The organism is Pseudomonas sp. SBT1-2, from assembly GCF_028640875.1.
Classification (GTDB): Bacteria; Pseudomonadota; Gammaproteobacteria; order Pseudomonadales; family Pseudomonadaceae; genus Aquipseudomonas; species Aquipseudomonas chlororaphis_I.
Map to the genome: position 1 here is coordinate 44,084 of NZ_JAQZAA010000019.1, position 14,686 is coordinate 58,769.

Here is a 14,686-nt window from a genome sequence, read left to right on the forward strand (position 1 = left end):
GCTTCACCCCTGCTTGAGTATGTTTTCGATGTTGCGCAGCGCCAGGACCGCCAGCTCCGCCGAGAAACCATAGCTGGGCGCGAAGTAATGGCGACGCAGGCGCTGACGGACCGCGGCCTGCTGTTGCCAGAGGCTTTCGTCCCCCAGCAGGTCGGCCAGTTGCCAACGCGCCTCAGGGTCGAGGTTGACGATGTCGTTGCGCAGCAGCACATCGGGCGATTCCTCGCCGGTCAGCGCGTCCTGCTCGGCGTCCGGTACGTTCAACAGCAGCAGGTTCTTGTCCAGGTACAGGGCGCCGAACGCGGTTCCGCCGTAGTCCGAAACCACATAGTCGGCGCAGCGGAACAGGGTCAGGTTGTCGTAGACGCGGGTAATCACCGCGGTGAACGGGTATTGCTCAAGCAGTTTCAGCGCCTCGGGATCGGCCTCGGCCGACAGCGGATGGGTCTTCACGATGACGTTGTAGCGATCGCACAACTCGGCCATGGCGTCGGCGAAGCGGCTGATCGACGACAGCTCCATCCAGGTCGGCAGCCACAGCACGGTCTTTTTCGCCCGGTCCAGGGCCAGGTCCGCCGGGTGCTGGCCTTGCAGCGAGGTTTCGCGGAAGTAGGCGTCGTAGCGCGGGTAACCCATCTGGAAGGTCACGGCGTCGCAGCATTCGCGCAGGCGCTCGGCCTGCCAGGGGCCGAAACACAGGATCAGGTCGTAGTGTTGGTTCCAGCTGGAAAAGTTGTGTTTGTACTTGCCCAGGGCGTACATGAAGCGCACCTGCCGATGGCCCAGCGCCTTGATCATCGGCTGCGAGCCGTGGTCGTACATGCTGTGGTTGGAGACCACCACGTCATAGCGGTGATTGGCCTTGATCACATCCAGGCTGCCGTGGCAGCTGTAACCCAGGCCGCCGATCAGTTCGCGGCTTTGCGCGCGCTCTTCATGGGTGCCATGCAGGACCACGTCGAAAGCGTCGGCCCTGAGCAGGCTCCAGACCGCCTGATAGTGATTGAGCATCTCGGCGGTATGAACGAAGAAGGCCAAGCGGCTGAAGGGTTTTGGCGCGGTCATAGGGCTACCTGGTGCAATTAAGTCGAGGCAAGCGTTCGCGTTGCTTGGCGGTGTTGCGGGGCATGACTCGCCCAAGGGGGGCCAGGATCGCAAACGCTGGACATGTTATCGGCGGAGTAGGGGGGAAATGAACGGGCGGGGCGGAAAATCTTTGCTGGCAGGGCCCGGCTCGACCGATGGCAGGTGCTGTCCGGTCGAGCCTATGCGCAGGAGCGCGGTCGAGCTGGTTATTGCTCGCTCGGATTGAGCTTCGCTTCCAGCTCGGCCACCTTCGCCTCGAGGCTTTCCAGGCGGGCGCGGGTGCGGGCCAGGACGACCATCTGGCTGTCGAATTCTTCCCGGCTGACCAGGTCCAGCTTGCTGAAGCCGCTTTGCAGCAGGGCCTTGAACTGGCTTTCGATTTCGGCGCGGGGCAGTGGGGTATCGCCGCTGAACAGGCGGGCGGCATGGCCGCTCAGGGCATCGAGGAGGTCTTTGGGCGCGAGCATGGGAGGTGTCCTGAAAACAATGGCGGGCAGTGTATCACGCACTGTCTATAGTCAATTGGCAGGCGGGGATGCACGCTTTTCGCGCATCGCGCCGGGCAGTGGCGCACCGTTGTTGTGCGTATCCGTGGCGATGATGGCGAAGTGGTCTCCGTGGCGGCGGCCAAGGGACTGAAATCAGTGGGTTTTCATGAGATGGCAAGGTTTCTGCTTAGTCGCTGATGACCCATGCACTGATGCAGTCGCTGTGACGAATGCAGTGCGGCAGGCGGAGCGGGGAAGTGTTTCGTCGGCAGCGGTTAGCTGGCGTCGGTCTGGTCGAGGAAGGCCGACGATGCGTTACAAAGCCAGGCACTGCGCTTAGACTTGAGTCGGGTTTGTTTTCCTGGGGCAAGTCCACCAATTCGGGAGAAAGTTTCATGAAGCTAGTCACTGCCATCATCAAGCCGTTCAAGTTGGACGACGTGCGCGAGTCGTTGTCCGAGATCGGCGTGCAGGGCATTACCGTTACTGAGGTCAAAGGCTTCGGCCGGCAGAAGGGGCACACCGAGCTGTATCGCGGCGCGGAGTACGTAGTCGACTTCCTGCCCAAGGTGAAGATCGACGTCGCCATCGACGACAAGGATCTTGATCGGGTCATCGAGGCGATAACCAAGGCCGCCAACACCGGCAAGATCGGTGACGGCAAGATCTTCGTGGTCAATCTGGAACAGGCTATTCGCATCCGTACCGGCGAAACCGATACCGACGCCATCTAAGCCGCCCCAAACCCAACGCCCCAGGAGAAAACAATATGACTCTGCGTAAAATCGCAGGGCTAGGAGCCCTGTTGTCCCTCGTAATGCCTGGCCTGGCCATGGCGGCGGACGAAGTGGCAGCCCCAGTCCTCAATTCCGGCGATACCGCCTGGATGCTGACCTCGACGGCCCTGGTGCTGTTCATGACCATTCCCGGCCTGGCGCTGTTCTACGGCGGCATGGTGCGCTCGAAAAACATTCTTTCCGTGATGATGCAGTGCTTCGCCATTACCGGTCTGATCAGCATCCTGTGGGTCATTTATGGCTATAGCATCGCGTTCGACACCACCGGCATGGAGCAGGGCGTCGTCAACTTCAACTCCTTCGTCGGCGGCATGGGCAAGGCCTTCCTGGCCGGCGTCACCCCGGCGAGCCTGACCGGCCCGGCGGCGCTGTTCCCCGAGGCGGTGTTCATTACCTTCCAGATGACCTTCGCCATCATTACCCCGGCGCTGATCGTCGGTGCCTTTGCCGAGCGGATGAAGTTCTCCGCCATGCTGATCTTCATGGCCATCTGGTTCACCCTGGCCTACGCGCCGATCGCGCACATGGTCTGGTCCGGCAACGGCGGCCTGATGTGGGACTGGGGCGTGCTGGACTTCGCCGGCGGCACCGTGGTGCACATCAACGCCGGTATCGCCGGCCTGGTGGCTTGCCTGGTGCTGGGCAAGCGTAAAGGCTTCCCGACCACCCCGATGGCGCCGCACAACCTGGGTTACACCCTGATGGGCGCGGCCATGCTGTGGATCGGCTGGTTCGGCTTCAACGCCGGTTCCGCCGCCGCCGCCAACGGCACCGCCGGCATGGCGATGCTGGTGACCCAGATCGCCACCGCCGCCGCGGCGCTGGGCTGGATGTTCGCCGAATGGCTGACCCACGGTAAGCCAAGCGCCCTGGGCATTGCCTCGGGTGTGGTTGCCGGCCTGGTGGCGATCACGCCTGCCGCTGGCACCGTAGGCCCGATGGGCGCCCTGGTGATCGGCCTGGCTGCGGGCGTGGTGTGCTTCTTCTGCGCGACCACCCTGAAACGCAAACTGGGCTACGACGACTCCCTGGACGCCTTCGGCGTGCACGGTATCGGCGGTATCCTCGGCGCGATCCTCACCGGCGTGTTTGCCGCGCCATCGCTGGGCGGCTTCGGCACCGTGACCGACATCGCCGCACAAGTGTGGATCCAGTGCAAAGGCGTGGGCTTCACGGTGATCTACACCGCGATCGTCACCTTCATCATCCTCAAGGTGCTGGATGTGGTCATCGGGCTGCGTGTCACCGAGGAAGAAGAGTCGGTCGGCCTCGACCTGGCGCAACACAACGAGCGTGGTTACAACCTGTAATTTCGCCTGAAAAAAATGCCCGGCTTGCCGGGCATTTTTTTGTCTGCGTTTTGTCATTGAGAGACAGCTGAAAGGTTTTTCCCAGAGCTTGTCAGCCAGTTTGATGAGCGCTTTTTTTTCGGGTCAATGACTTACAGCATTGGAGGAATATTCGGCACTTTGTTTTTTCCCAGAGCGCGCTAGAATGCGCGCCGAATGTGCGGAGAACTGTATGTGGCAACAGACTCTGATTACCCTGCGGGCAAGGCCCCGGGGCTTTCATCTGGTAACGGACGAGTTGCTCGCCGGCCTGCCTGAACTGAAGGCATGCCGGGTCGGTCTGTTGCATTTGTGGCTGCAGCATACCTCGGCCTCGTTGACCATCAACGAGAATGCCGACCCTGCGGTTCGTCGTGACTTCGAGCGTTTTTTCAACACCCTGGTGCCGCAAGGCATGGCCGGGTATGAACATGACGACGAAGGGCCCGATGATCTGCCGGCGCACTTCAAGGCCAGTTTGCTAGGCTGTCAATTGAGCTTGCCGGTATCGGCAGGTCGCTTGGCGTTAGGCAGCTGGCAAGGCGTTTATCTGGGCGAGCATCGCGATCATGGCGGTGCCCGCAAAGTCCTTGCCACCTTGCACGGTGATAAGGCATAAGCCGCTGGTTATCAGTGGATGTTGATTTTTTTCCAGCGGCCTTCGACAGTCGGCTCAGCTGGGCTATAACTAATCTGCTTTTCGCAAGTCATGAGGTAGAACATGAGCGACGATGATCTGGAAAACGACGACCTCGAAGTAGGCGACGAAGACGAAACCGAAGAAGGTCTTGAAGCGGCCGCCGACGATGTGGCGGAAGACGATGGCAGTGATGTTCCTGCCCCGACCGCCAAAGGCAAGGCCAAGGCTGCCGTCTCGGTAGACGAGTTGCCGAGTGTCGAAGCCAAGAACAAAGAGCGTGATGCACTGGCGCGCGCCATGGAGGAGTTCCTGGCCCGTGGCGGTAAAGTGCAGGAAGTCGAGGCCAATGTGGTTGCCGATCCGCCCAAGAAGCCTGATAACAAGTACGGTAGCCGGCCTATCTAAGCGCCCGCCACTTGCTTGCTGAAAAAGCCCGCCGTCGCTGCGGGCTTTTTCATGGGCGCTTGTTGGGCAATGACACCGTATTGCGGTGATCGAACTATCAGGCGCCGCTGTGCCAGCGCGCCAGCAGTTTCGGCAGTTCGGTCAGGCTGCGGATTTCCGCGTCCGGCAGCCGCTCGGCCTCCCAGACCTTGCCGGCCGGGTTGAACCAGATGGCCCGCAAGCCGGCCTGCTGCGCCCCGGCGATGTCGTCGCCCGGGTGGTCGCCGATGTGCACGGCGGTGTCCGGCGTTGCCTCGCCCCGTTGCAGGGCCTCGTGAAACAGCCGTGCATCGGGCTTGGCGATACCGATGTCTTCGGCGCACAGGGCGAACTTGAAGTAATCTGCCAGCCCCAGGCGGCGCACATCGGCGTTGCCATTGGTGACCACGCCCAGCGCGAAGTGGTTGGCCAGCGCTTCCAGGGTCGGCTGCACTTCGGGAAAGATGTCCAGCTGATGCCGGGCATGCAGGAACACTTCAAAACTCTGGTCAGCCAGGGCATTGGCCTGTCCCAGGTCGTAGCCGGCTTCCTCCAGCGCATGAAACAGCACCCGGCGGCGCAGCGCGCTGATGCGGTACTTGAGCCCCGGTTCGTTGTTCAGCACCCGTTCACGGATGGTCCAGAGATGCTCCACCGGTACGCTGCCCAGCTGCGGAGCGTGGTCGGTCAGCCACTGGCGCAGTACGGCTTCGGCGCTGACGATCACGGGCGCGGTATCCCACAGCGTGTCGTCGAGATCGAAGGTGATCAGCTTGATCGTCATTACTCACCGCCTTTGTTGCGTTTGGCCCGTGGGTGGGCGCTGTCGTAGACCGCTGCCAGGTGCTGGAAGTCCAGGTGGGTATAGATCTGCGTGGTCTTGATATCCGAGTGCCCCAGCAGTTCCTGTACGGCGCGCAGGTCCTGGGAGGATTCCAGCATGTGGCTGGCGAAGGAGTGTCGCAGCATGTGCGGATGCAGGTTCTGTCCCAGCTCGCGCTCGCCGGCGGCCTTGACCCGCAGCTGGATCGCCCGGGGGCCCAGGCGCCGGCCCTGCTGGCTGACGAACACCGCGTCGTCCGGCGGATTGCTCAGCGCCCGCAGTGGCAGCCAGAGTTGCAGCGCTTCGCGGGCCTTTTTGCCGACCGGCAGGACCCGTGTCTTGCTGCCTTTGCCGTGCACCTGCACCAGGCCGTCGGCCAGGTCCAGTTGTTCGAGGTCCAGGCTGGTCAACTCCGACAGGCGCAGCCCGGAGGAATAGAACAGCTCGAGAATCGCCTGGTCGCGGTGCGCGAGGAAATCGTCTTCCACCGCGCCATCGAGCAATTGCAGGGCGCGATCGGTGTCCAGGGTCTTGGGCAGGCGACGCTCGCCCTTGGGCGGCGCCAGGCCATTGGCCGGGTCGTGATTGCACAGGCCTTCGCGGTTCAGATAGTGATACAGGCCGCGCACGGCGGAGAGCAGGCGCGCCAGGCTGCGGGAGGATTGGCCCTGCTGGTGCAGGCGCGCAATCATGCTGCGCAGGCCCTGGATGTCCAGGTCGGACCAGCTGGAAACCTGCTGCTTGGCACAGAAGGCCAGCACTTTTTCCAGGTCGCGGCGGTAGGCTTGCAGCGTATGGGGCGACACTTGGCGCTCACTGCGCAGGTGCTCGCAGTAGGCGTCCAGTTGTCGTTCCATGGTCAGCGAACCGAGCGTAGCGAGTGAGTGAAGCGCGGCAGCACGCGGCCCATGACTTCGGCGATGTAGCTGAGGAACAGCGTCCCCACCGAGCTTTTGTAGTGCTGCGGGTCGCGGCTGGCGATGGCCAGCACGCCGTGAATGCCCTGATGGGCGATGGCGACCACGGCGCTGGAGCCGATCTGCTGGCGCTGTTCTTCGCCGAACAGGAAGTCCAGCTCATGCTCGCGCAGGCTGCCGCTGACGCTCTTGCCTTCGGTCAGCAAGCCGCCGATGGCGGCCTGGGCGTCGGCGGCGGTGACCCAGCGGCCTACCGGCATGGCGCTGTCGCTGAACAGGATCAGGCTCACGAACGGCACCTGGAAGTCCTGGCGCAGGCTGTCTTCGACGCTCATCACCACGTCTTCCAGGCTGTTGGCATCCATCAGCGCGAGAATCAGGCGGCGGGTCTTCTCGAAGAGCCGATCGTTGTCGCGGGCCACGTCCATCAACTGCGAAAGCCGGTGGCGCATCTCGATGTTGCGCTCGCGCAGGATCTTCATCTGCCGCTCCACCAGCGAGATGGTGTCACCGCGCTGATGAGGAATGCGCAAGGCCGGGAGCAGTTCTTCATGCTCGACGAAGAAGTCCGGATGCGCCTCCAGATACGCGGCGATCGCCGCCGCCTCGAGGTTTTCGGCAGGAGATTCGTCGGGTTGTTCGGCTGGAACCTGAGGCTGATCAGTCATGGTTTTCGCTCATTCAAAGACGCACCTGTCCTTCGTATACGCGCACTGCCGGGCCGGTCATCTTCACCGGTTGGCCAGGGCCTGCCCACTCGATGGACAGGCGCCCGCCCGGCAGGTCGATCAATAGCGGCGAATCCATCCACCCCTGGCTGATCGCGGCCACTGCGGCGGCGCAGGCGCCGGTACCGCAGGCCTGGGTTTCCCCGGCGCCACGTTCCCAGACCCGCAACTGCGCGCGCTGACGGTCGATGACCTGGATGAAGCCGACATTGACCCGGGCCGGGAAGCGCGAGTGATGTTCGATCTTCGGTCCCAGCTCATGCACCGGCGCGCTGTTGATGTCGTTGACCCGCAGCACGGCATGGGGGTTGCCCATGGACACGGCGGCCAGCTCGACGGTCTGGCCGTCGACTTCGACCTGGTAACTCAAGGCCTGGGCTGGCGCCACGAACGGGATCTGCTCGGGCACCAGGCGCGGCGCGCCCATGTCGACGCTGATCTGACCGTCGTTGCGCACATCCAGTTCGATGATGCCGCTCTTGGTCTCGACGCGGATCTGGCGCTTGGTGGTCAGGCGCTTGTCCAGCACGAAACGGGCGAAACAGCGTGCACCGTTGCCGCACTGCTCCACTTCGGAGCCGTCGGCATTGAAGATCCGGTAGCGGAAATCCACGTCCGGGTTGCTCGGCGCCTCGACGATCAGCAACTGGTCGAAACCGACACCGGTGTTGCGATCACCCCATTGCTTGGCATGTTTGGGCAGGATGTGCGCGTGCTGGCTGACCAGGTCGAGGACCATGAAGTCATTACCCAGGCCGTGCATCTTGGTAAAACGCAGCAGCATGGTTCTACTCCGGCAGCAGGCTTTCGCCAGCAAACAACTCGGCTACCGTCTCGCGGCGACGCACTTCAACAGCCTGTTCACCATCGACCAGCACTTCAGCAGCGCGACCGCGGGTGTTGTAGTTGGAGCTCATGACGAAACCGTAGGCACCGGCCGAATGCACGGCAAGCAGGTCGCCTTCTTCCAGGGCCAGCTGACGTTCCTTGGCCAGGAAGTCGCCGGTTTCGCAGATCGGGCCGACGATGTCGTAGGTACGTGCCTGGCCATTGCGCGGGCGCACGGCGCTGACGTCCATCCAGGCCTGGTACAGGGCCGGGCGGATCAGGTCGTTCATTGCCGCGTCGACGATGGCGAAGTCCTTGTGTTCGGTGTGCTTGAGGTACTCGACCCGGGTCAGCAGTACCCCGGCGTTGGCGACGATGAAGCGGCCGGGTTCGAAGACCAGTTCCAGGTCGCGGCCGTCGAGGCGTTCGCGCACGGCCTTGACGTAGTCGGCGGCCAGCGGCGGCTCTTCATCGCGATAACGCACGCCCAGGCCACCACCGAGGTCGATGTGGCGCAGGTAGATGCCGCATTCGCCCAGGCGGTCGACCAGGTCCAGCAGACGGTCGAGGGCATCGATGAAGGGGGCCAGGGTGGTCAGTTGCGAGCCGATATGGCAGTCGACGCCGACCACTTCCAGGTTCGGCAACTGGGCCGCGCGGATGTACACGTCTTCGGCATCGGCGATGGCGATACCGAACTTGTTTTCCTTCAAGCCGGTGGAAATGTACGGGTGGGTGCCCGCGTCGACATCCGGGTTGACCCGCAGCGAGACCGGCGCGCGAACATTGAGTTCGGCGGCGACCTGTTGCAGGCGCTCCAGCTCGTCGCTGGACTCGACGTTGAAGCAGTGCACACCGACTTCCAGGGCGCGACGCATGTCGTCACGGGTCTTGCCGACACCGGAGAAGACGATCTTGTCGGCCGCGCCGCCAGCTGCCAGGACGCGTTCCAGCTCGCCGCGGGAGACGATGTCGAAACCGGCGCCCAGACGCGCCAGGACATTCAGTACACCCAGGTTGGAGTTGGCCTTTACCGCGAAGCAGACCAGGTGCGGCATGCCGGCGAGGGCATCGGCGTACGCGTGGTACTGCGCTTCGATATGCGCTCGGGAATAGACGTAGGTCGGCGTGCCAAAGCGTTCGGCAATGGCGGACAACGCTACACCTTCCGCGAACAGCTGCCCGTCGCGGTAGTTAAAAGCGTCCATGGGGTTCCCTTAGTTGGTGTCGTGCTTGTGCGACTGCGAGTGACCCTGGTCTTCGGGGGATTTGCTGTCATCGGGAAGATACAGCGGGCCTTTTTGACCGCAGGCAGTGACAAGGCAGGCAACCGCGACGAGCGCAGCAAGGGAAGAGATCAGGCGCTTCATGGCGAAATCCTTGAGAATGCGTTAATTGCGCCCGAGTATACCGACCACCCGACGGCTTGCCTATGCGCTGGAACACCCGTCCGGCGGGCCTTTGCCCCGGGCGCAGGGGGTGGGCGCGGCGGTTGCGGGGATATTTTCTCTGCTGTCCGCGCCCTTGATCGGTATCCTTTGCATTCGCCCGGATGCGCCCGTATCTTGCGGCGCTTGAGCGTGAGTAGACACTTTTCGAGGTTCCCGCAATGAGTTTGACTGAAGCCCGTTTCCACGACCTGGTCGATGCCACCCAGCAGACGCTGGAGGACATTTTCGAGGAGAGTGACCTGGATATCGATCTGGAGAGCTCCGCCGGTGTGCTCACCGTCAAGTTCGAAAACGGTAGCCAGGTGATCTTCAGCCGCCAGGAACCGCTGCGTCAGCTGTGGCTGGCCGCGCGCTCCGGTGGCTTCCACTTCGACTACGACGAAGAAAGCGAGCGCTGGATGTGCGACAAGAGCGAAGAGCAGCTGGGCGAAATGCTCGAGCGCATCGTCCTCGAGCAGGCCGACATCAAGCTCGAGTTCGAAGGGCTCTGAGACCGTGACGCCAACCGCCCCGGTGCGCCCGCCCAAGCCGCTGTACAGCAATGTCAGCCCGGCCGTGGCCTCGCCCTGTATCAGCCTGTGCCGGCTGGACGAGGAAAAAGTCTGCAAGGGCTGTTTCCGGCATGTCGAAGACATTCGCGAATGGCGCTCGGCGGACGATGAGCGTCGGCGCGTCATCTGTCGCCAGGCGCTGGAGCGCAAGCGGGCGGCGGCGCCGAGCGCCGGCTAGCCCGGGCCCCTAAATCCGGTAGCTTGTTTATTTGTGCTGCTGTGGTAGTGTCCGGTTACGCCTCGCCACATCGAGGCCGGTGAAAACCCCGTCTTATCTAGACGGGGTTTTGCTTTTTTGTGCCGAAAAAAGGAGTCTGCCTGGATCATGAGCACCGCACCTTCCATCATTCTCACCCGCCTCGACGTGCAGCGTCTGGAGCGCCTGATCGACAGCCTGGACGACACGCTGCCTGGCGTCATTGCGTTGCAGACCGAGCTGGATCGCGCCGAAACCCTGGTGGGCCACGATGAAGTCCCGCCCGGTGTCGTGACCATGAACTCGCGCGTGCATTGCCGCGAAGAGGGCAGCGGCAAGGACTATCACCTGACTTTGGTGTATCCACAGGACGCCAACGCCGACGAAGGCCGGATCTCTATCCTGGCGCCGGTGGGCAGCGCCTTGCTCGGCTTGCAGGTCGGGCAGTACATCGACTGGCCAGCACCGGGCGGCAAGACCCTGAAGCTGACCCTGCTTGAAGTGGAATACCAGCCCGAAGCGGCTGGCGATTTTCACCTCTGATTAGGCGCCTCTGAGCGGCTAGACCTGCTCGAGTGCGTCGTTCAAGGCGCGCTCCAGGTCGGCCTTGTAGCGCAGGTAAAGATTGCTTGAGCCGTGGTGGTCACCGAGCAGGCCGGACAGGTCCAGGTCGGTGATGTAGCAGCGATAGCGTTCGGCTTCGCGGCGCTGGCCGACAATCTCCTGGGCGACCGCGGCGAACAACTGGTCGCCATGCTCCAGCTCGGAAAACTCCCGTTGATTGCAATACAGGGTGACCTGCACCTGCCCCGGTGCGGCTTTGCCGATGATGCCCTGCACGTCATAAAAGGCTTTGTTCGCTGGCGTCTGCGGCGCTGGGCGTGGCTCGATTCGGCGGGCCCTTGTGCTGCCTGAAGGCAATATCTGGTAATACAAAATGTCCAGCGGCACGAGGGGCTGCGAAGCCTCCATCGGCAGCTGGGCGTCGCGCCGATAGAGGATCGACTGCAGGAAGCGTTGCAGGGGCACCAGCAGGCTCTGTTCGTCGTGGTAGGGCAGGCGTTGCTGCCAGAGCGCATCGAATTCATCCAGCACGTACAGCTCGGCCTGGGCCTCGACGACGCGGTAGAACACCTGGATGCAATCAGGCTGGCCCATCGGCAGGATCAGCGCCAGGTCGTGTTCTTCCAGGGCCATCGGGTCCAGGTGCAGCGGGCTGTAGCTCGACTGCTCTTCGCCCAGGTAGTCGATCAGCGCCGGCAGGCTCGCCAGCGCCACATGATTGACCTGGCCCGACACCAGTTCCAGCACGTGGTAATGCTGCTGCACCTGGATCAGGTAGCGGTGATTGAGCTGGCTGAGCAACAGGTTCTGCGCCGTGTCGAACAGCTCTTCGACCCGTTGGGCGATGAACTGCGCGCGGTTGTGGCAGAAGCAGCGCACTCGCAGCTTCGGCTGCTCGGGGCCGCGCGGCAGGTTGTTGAGGTAGTCGCGCAGGCAGTCGAGCAGGGCATGGGCGCCGTCGTAACGACCGACCAAGACCTCGTTCCAGCTGTTGAGCGTCACCTGGTCGAGGGTCAGCACCAGGTTTTCCCGCACCCCGGCGTAGCTCAAAGAGTCGGTGCGCTCGGTGGTCATCAGGATGTTCAGGTCGCGGTGGTGCTTGAGCGGGTCGTGGCCGACGTTCACCAGGATCAGCACTTCGCTGGGCACGCTGCTGTGCAGCAGGTGTTCTTCGCTGACGGTGCCCAGGGGCAGGGCGATGGTCTGTTGCAGGCTGCCCAGCAGATTGAACAGCTCGAACTCGCTCAAGTCGCTGCTGCCCGGGTGCAGCGCCAGGCGCGTGCTGCTGTCGATCACCCCGTTGCGATGGCACCAGGTCAACAGCTCCAGCAGTTCGCGGCTGCGCTTGATCGGCGCGAAATGTTCCCACTCCAGGGCATTCAGGCTGCCGTTGTACAGCCCCCAGTGGGTTTGTCCCGGCTCTTTCTTGTTGGGCGACTGCACCAGGGTCAGGGTGTCTTCGGCCAGGTCCGGGGCAATACCGGGGTTGATGAACTCGATCTTGCCGGCCTTGCGTTCAAAGGCCGCGTACAGGCGGCGGCCAAGGATATTCAGGTCGCGCTTGTTGATCAGGCCGAGGGTCTGCTCGGTACGGGCGAACTGGGTCAGGAAGCGGTAGCTGTAATTCAGCTCATTGACCAGGGCCCGGCGCTCGGCGCTGACCTGGCGGACTTTCCACTGGCTGCGGCTGTCGAGCATCGCCAGCTGGCGCTGATCCCAACCCCATTCGTGGGCCAGCCGTTCGAGCAGCGTGCGCTGCCAGCTCGGGTTGCGTGCACCGTTGTTGCCGGTGAGCTTGCGGTTGACCTTCAGGTACAGGCTACGACGCACCAGCTCCAGGCGCTCCGGCTCGCCGCGGGCCTTGAGGTATTCCTCGATGCGCCGGTAGACCACGATGTACGGGTCCAGCTCGTCGAGGTCCAGGCGGTTGGCGAACACCGCCTGCTTGAAGCGCAGGCTCAGGCATTCCACCCGCGGGTGTTCGCTGGCGTAGACCTCGGTCAGCAGCAACTTGAGCACGGACTTGTACGGCGACTCGATGCCCTTGAACAGTTGCCAGAGCCCGGCACCGATGAATTCGCCCGGCGGAATATGGGCCAGATGGCCAAGGTCGAGGTTTTCGTCGGCGGGGATGAAACGCTTGGACAGCAGCGTATGGGTGTATTCGTGGTAGCGGGCTTCTTCGTACACCGGCACCAGCCACCACAGCGGCGTGCGTCCGGCCAGCCAGATGGCGGTGCGGTAGAACTCGTCCAGCAGCAGGTAGTGCTGGGTGGTGCCGCAATCGTCGGAGCTCAGCTGGGTGTCGCGATCGCCACGGACAAAGCGGCTGGGGTCGATCAGGAAGAAGTGCGCCTCGGCGCCCTGGCTGGCGGCCCAGGCTTCCAGCAGCAGGCATTTCTTGCGCAGTTCGGCCAGTTCGTTCTCGCCGAGGTCGGGCGCATGGCAGACCCACACGTCCATATCGCTCTGGTCGGCCTGGGCCAGGGTGCCCAGGCTGCCCATCAGGAACAGACCGTGGATAGGCCGCGGCGCATTGCCGGGGCGGGCCTTGTAGGAAAACGAACGAGTCAGGCGCTGGGCTTCGTTGAGCGTCGGTGTGTCGGGCTCGTAGTTCGACAACCCGGCCGGTGTGCCACCCGACACATAGCCCGGTAATAGCGGGTGGTTGACGTGAAAGAACAGCGGCAACAGGTTGAGCACCAGTTGCTGGCGTGGCGACAACCCTTCCATGGCCCGGCCCAGGCGCCCCTCGTTGAGCTTCAGAAAGCGCGCGCGCAACTGGCTGAGAACCTTGCGATCGATTCCCTCGTCCAGATCTGGGCGGATTTCATGGGTGCGGGTCATTCAAACAGGCTCGCGAAGCTTGAACGTGGGAGGTCTTGTGCGCAGGAGTTTACAGCCAGTCGAGGGCGAGCTTTAAGCTGAATTTTATTTTTGACGTCAGATTTCCAACATGCCGCTGGAGCTTGCCCGCGGAATCCGACAGGCGGGGATTCCGAGGGCCGTAGGGGAGAGCGTTCAGGCGGCTTCTTTGACCGTCAGAATGGTCAGCAGGCCTTGGGCATGCTCGGCGGCATCGCGGCCCAGGCTGGTCAGGTAACCACCATCGGGCTGGGTAATGAGCTCTTTTTCAAACAGGCGTCGTGCGGCGGCGATAGCTTGGGGGGCAGCGGTCTGATGGATTTTCAGGCCTTCCTGGGAACTGTCCAGGTTGAAGAGTGCAAGGATTTCCAGTTCGGCAACCAACTCAGGGGTATACGACATAAGGACTCCAGACTTTCTAGGAATTAGACGACAGCGTCCTTAAGGTGACCGCAGTTGTGCAGCCTGTCCAGTGTCCGCTGCGGACTTTTACGCCCCTGGGCGGCGGTATTTGGCCGCAGGGCGCGTACCAGTGTAGTCAAGGCCCGCAATCGCGCCGGCCAGGCGCGGGCGCGGGGCGTGGCGGGCTTACTTCTTCTCGGGCGGCAGCTCGGGCAGGGCACGCAGCGCGGCTTCGTACCATTGGGTATCGAACGCGCGGTCTTCTTCGAGGATCGCGTCGATTTCCACCGCCAGGACATGGGCCATGAGGTTGAGGATTTCGTCACGTTCATAGCCGACCAGGGTCAGCTTGTTGAAGGTGGCTTTGGCCGCTGGCGGGTTGTCGCTTTCGATCTGGTTTTCGATCGCTTCGATCAGGGTGTTTTCGGTGAACGCTTCTTCGTCGTTGTCGTCTTCGTGGGTGTCGGGGGTTGGCTCGCTCATGGCAGGCTCCTCAAGGAAAGGTCGCCAGTTTACTCGTATTCAGGAGCCTGATGCTGCTGGCCAGTCGGCTGTCGAGGATCTATAAGAGTGGCTGCCAACCCCGTACCCGGCCTGGA

18 protein-coding genes are annotated in these 14,686 nt (G+C 62.8%); 7 read left to right on the top strand and 11 right to left on the bottom strand.

What is annotated here, in order from left to right:
* Positions 1–3: 3 nt before the first annotated feature.
* Both PVZ78_RS02075 and PVZ78_RS02080 read right to left on the bottom strand, forming a co-directional pair.
* A complete protein-coding gene (locus PVZ78_RS02075; RefSeq protein ID WP_273828167.1) occupies positions 4–1,065 on the bottom strand; it encodes a CDP-glycerol glycerophosphotransferase family protein in 1,062 nt (353 codons plus the stop codon).
* Positions 1,066–1,292: 227 nt separating this feature from the next.
* The gene (locus PVZ78_RS02080) at positions 1,293–1,553 is read right to left on the bottom strand and encodes an accessory factor UbiK family protein (protein ID WP_007926648.1); all 261 of its coding nucleotides are present in this window, start codon (positions 1,551–1,553) and stop codon (positions 1,293–1,295) included.
* Positions 1,554–1,969: 416 nt separating this feature from the next.
* Between PVZ78_RS02080 and glnK the strand changes: the two genes are divergently transcribed.
* The 4 genes from glnK (at position 1,970) to sutA (ending at position 4,744) form a co-directional block, all read left to right on the top strand.
* Positions 1,970–2,308, top strand: a complete 339-nt coding sequence (gene glnK, locus PVZ78_RS02085; RefSeq protein WP_002555808.1) for a P-II family nitrogen regulator — start codon at positions 1,970–1,972, stop codon at positions 2,306–2,308.
* Between the two features lie 35 nt (positions 2,309–2,343).
* Complete coding sequence (locus PVZ78_RS02090; protein ID WP_273828168.1) at positions 2,344–3,681, top strand: ammonium transporter; 1,338 nt, start codon at positions 2,344–2,346, stop codon at positions 3,679–3,681.
* A 211-nt stretch (positions 3,682–3,892) separates the two neighbouring features.
* Positions 3,893–4,318: a secondary thiamine-phosphate synthase enzyme YjbQ gene (locus PVZ78_RS02095; protein ID WP_016703180.1), complete on the top strand. Its 426-nt coding sequence runs from the start codon at positions 3,893–3,895 to the stop codon at positions 4,316–4,318.
* A gap of 102 nt (positions 4,319–4,420) precedes the next feature.
* Positions 4,421–4,744: a transcriptional regulator SutA gene (gene sutA / locus PVZ78_RS02100; RefSeq protein ID WP_007926654.1), complete on the top strand. Its 324-nt coding sequence runs from the start codon at positions 4,421–4,423 to the stop codon at positions 4,742–4,744.
* Positions 4,745–4,841: 97 nt separating this feature from the next.
* Here the strand turns inward: sutA and PVZ78_RS02105 are convergent, their stop codons facing one another.
* Genes PVZ78_RS02105 through lptM form a run of 6 tightly spaced genes read right to left on the bottom strand, consistent with a single transcriptional unit; the run spans position 4,842 to position 9,428 of the window.
* Positions 4,842–5,546 (bottom strand): HAD family hydrolase, encoded by a 705-nt coding sequence (locus PVZ78_RS02105; RefSeq protein WP_009051450.1) that lies wholly within the window; start codon positions 5,544–5,546, stop codon positions 4,842–4,844.
* Positions 5,546–6,442 (bottom strand): tyrosine recombinase XerC, encoded by an 897-nt coding sequence (xerC, locus tag PVZ78_RS02110; RefSeq protein WP_016703181.1) that lies wholly within the window; start codon positions 6,440–6,442, stop codon positions 5,546–5,548. The genes PVZ78_RS02105 and xerC overlap by 1 nt, the downstream gene beginning before the upstream one ends.
* A gap of 2 nt (positions 6,443–6,444) precedes the next feature.
* Entirely contained in the window at positions 6,445–7,170 is a 726-nt protein-coding gene (locus PVZ78_RS02115; protein ID WP_023967858.1) for a DUF484 family protein, read from the bottom strand.
* A gap of 13 nt (positions 7,171–7,183) precedes the next feature.
* The gene (dapF, locus tag PVZ78_RS02120; protein ID WP_038635937.1) at positions 7,184–8,014 is read right to left on the bottom strand and encodes a diaminopimelate epimerase; all 831 of its coding nucleotides are present in this window, start codon (positions 8,012–8,014) and stop codon (positions 7,184–7,186) included.
* A 4-nt stretch (positions 8,015–8,018) separates the two neighbouring features.
* Positions 8,019–9,266 (bottom strand): diaminopimelate decarboxylase, encoded by a 1,248-nt coding sequence (gene lysA, locus PVZ78_RS02125; protein WP_009051446.1) that lies wholly within the window; start codon positions 9,264–9,266, stop codon positions 8,019–8,021.
* A gap of 9 nt (positions 9,267–9,275) precedes the next feature.
* Positions 9,276–9,428 (bottom strand): LPS translocon maturation chaperone LptM, encoded by a 153-nt coding sequence (gene lptM / locus PVZ78_RS02130; protein ID WP_007926668.1) that lies wholly within the window; start codon positions 9,426–9,428, stop codon positions 9,276–9,278.
* Between the two features lie 239 nt (positions 9,429–9,667).
* On the opposite strand from lptM, the gene cyaY reads away from it, so the two are divergent.
* The 3 genes from cyaY (at position 9,668) to rnk (ending at position 10,799) form a co-directional block, all read left to right on the top strand.
* A complete protein-coding gene (gene cyaY / locus PVZ78_RS02135; RefSeq protein WP_007926670.1) occupies positions 9,668–10,000 on the top strand; it encodes an iron donor protein CyaY in 333 nt (110 codons plus the stop codon).
* A 4-nt stretch (positions 10,001–10,004) separates the two neighbouring features.
* The gene (locus PVZ78_RS02140) at positions 10,005–10,238 is read left to right on the top strand and encodes a DUF1289 domain-containing protein (RefSeq protein WP_028683671.1); all 234 of its coding nucleotides are present in this window, start codon (positions 10,005–10,007) and stop codon (positions 10,236–10,238) included.
* A gap of 147 nt (positions 10,239–10,385) precedes the next feature.
* Positions 10,386–10,799, top strand: a complete 414-nt coding sequence (gene rnk, locus PVZ78_RS02145; protein WP_007926672.1) for a nucleoside diphosphate kinase regulator — start codon at positions 10,386–10,388, stop codon at positions 10,797–10,799.
* An 18-nt stretch (positions 10,800–10,817) separates the two neighbouring features.
* Here rnk and PVZ78_RS02150 read toward each other — a convergent pair whose 3' ends face one another.
* From PVZ78_RS02150 to PVZ78_RS02160, 3 genes are all read right to left on the bottom strand, one after another.
* A complete protein-coding gene (locus PVZ78_RS02150) occupies positions 10,818–13,667 on the bottom strand; it encodes a class I adenylate cyclase (RefSeq protein ID WP_273828169.1) in 2,850 nt (949 codons plus the stop codon).
* 174 nt (positions 13,668–13,841) lie between these two features.
* Positions 13,842–14,087 carry a TIGR02647 family protein gene (locus tag PVZ78_RS02155; RefSeq protein WP_007926676.1) on the bottom strand — a complete coding sequence of 82 codons (246 nt, stop codon included), beginning with the start codon at positions 14,085–14,087 and terminating at the stop codon, positions 13,842–13,844.
* Between the two features lie 186 nt (positions 14,088–14,273).
* A complete protein-coding gene (locus tag PVZ78_RS02160; protein WP_016703188.1) occupies positions 14,274–14,570 on the bottom strand; it encodes a hypothetical protein in 297 nt (98 codons plus the stop codon).
* Between the last annotated feature and the right edge of the window lie 116 nt (positions 14,571–14,686).